Source organism: Lyngbya sp. CCY1209 (assembly GCF_055795065.1).
Map to the genome: position 1 here is coordinate 1 of NZ_JAYFER010000212.1, position 1,690 is coordinate 1,690.

2 protein-coding genes are annotated in these 1,690 nt (G+C 51.6%); both read left to right on the forward strand.

The window, feature by feature from the left end; translation table 11 throughout:
• Positions 1 to 336 precede the first annotated feature (336 nt).
• Complete coding sequence (gene hypA, locus AC0QHF_RS04290) at positions 337 to 678, forward strand: hydrogenase maturation nickel metallochaperone HypA (protein ID WP_324702949.1); 342 nt, start codon at positions 337 to 339, stop codon at positions 676 to 678.
• A 2-nt stretch (positions 679 to 680) separates the two neighbouring features.
• Positions 681 to 1,466, forward strand: a complete 786-nt coding sequence (hypB, locus tag AC0QHF_RS04295; protein ID WP_324702950.1) for a hydrogenase nickel incorporation protein HypB — start codon at positions 681 to 683, stop codon at positions 1,464 to 1,466.
• Positions 1,467 to 1,690 lie beyond the last annotated feature (224 nt).

Consider the following 1,690-nt stretch of genomic DNA (forward strand, 5'->3'; position numbering starts at 1 on the left):
TCTCAATCTCTCTCTCGAAAGCGATCGCTCAATCCACCCGTTCTCTGAAATCGTACATATATATAGTATGATTCTCGAAAATTAGAAATCATAGTGATGGCAACAGACAGGAAGGAGAAAACCACAAGTTATGGGTTAACTCAAAGTCCCCATCCCCCCTACCCCCCCTTTGTAAGGGGGGAGATCAGGGGGGATAATGGGGGATCGAACCGTATCGCAGCAGATCGACAACTGTTATAATCTACAAGGAAACGGAGATCAAGAATTGTCCCCGACTCCCGACTCCCGACTCCCGACTCCCCACTCCCGACTCCCCCAACATTCAGAGGAACCGCGATGCACGAAGTCGGCATTATGGAACAGACCCTGGCGATCGCATTAGAACAAGCTAAAGAAAAAGGCGCCGGTCGGATTCACCGGATTAAAATGCGGGTGGGTGCCCAGTCCGGCGTCGTCCCCGAAGCGCTGAAATTCGCCTTCGACGTGGTGACGGAAGGAACGATCGCCGAAAACGCCAACTTCGAGATCGAATCCATCCCCGTCCGCTGCCACTGCCGCCACTGTCGGCAAGAGTTTGAACCGGAAACTTGGTTCTACGAATGTCCCGAGTGTGGCGAACTCAGCCTCGACATCCGCCAAGGAAAAGAATTAGAATTGACATCGTTGGAGGTTTCGTAACTATGTGTACCAATTGCGGTTGTTCTGTCACACCCGGAACCGTCCACATCCACAGCCACGAAGACGGACACGAACACCATCACAACCCCGACCATCACCACGACCATTCCCACACCCATCAAACCCTCGACGTGCACGCCGCCATCCTCTCCAAAAATGACCGACTCGCCGAACGAAATCGCGGCTTCTTTTTGGCGAAACAATTATTCGTGTTGAACGTCCTCTCCTCCCCCGGTTCCGGAAAAACCGCTTTAATTGAAAAAACCCTGACGGATCTCGGCGATCGCCTCAAAAGTGCCGTCATCGTCGGAGATCTCGAAACCGACAACGACGCCAAACGGCTGCGGCGATCGGGAATGGAAGTCGTCCAAATTACCACCGGCAGCATCTGTCACCTCGAAGCCGACATGGTATCCCAGGCGTTGACTCAAATCAACCTCGACGACCTGAAATTATTGTTTATCGAAAATGTCGGCAACCTGGTCTGTCCGGCAGCCTACGATCTCGGCGAAAATATCCGCGTCGCACTCCTGTCCGTCACCGAAGGCGAAGACAAACCCCTCAAATATCCCACCCTGTTCAAAACCGCCGACGTGGCGATTATCAACAAAATCGATATCGCCGAGGTGGTGGGATTCGATCGCAATGCCGCCACCGAAAATATCCGCCGCATCGTACCCTCGGCGAAAATATTGGAAGTTTCTGCACGCACCGGGGAGGGGATGGATGCCTGGTATCGCTATTTGCAGGAAGCCTGCGGCTGTCTGGAACAGTCCGCTTCCCATTGACGGCGATCGCGGTTCGGAAAAAAAAATGTTAAATTTTGTTGCCAAACCGGCCTTTTTTTCCCAACCCCTTGACTTCCCATTGACTTTGCGATACACTTTTTAGATAATGGAAATAGTTGTGATTTTTTTATTTCGACATCCACTCCCATTATGGAGGATAATGTCAATATCTTATCGGAATTGGCGCCACCCTGTCAACCCTTCGGCAAAATTTTTTTCGAGCC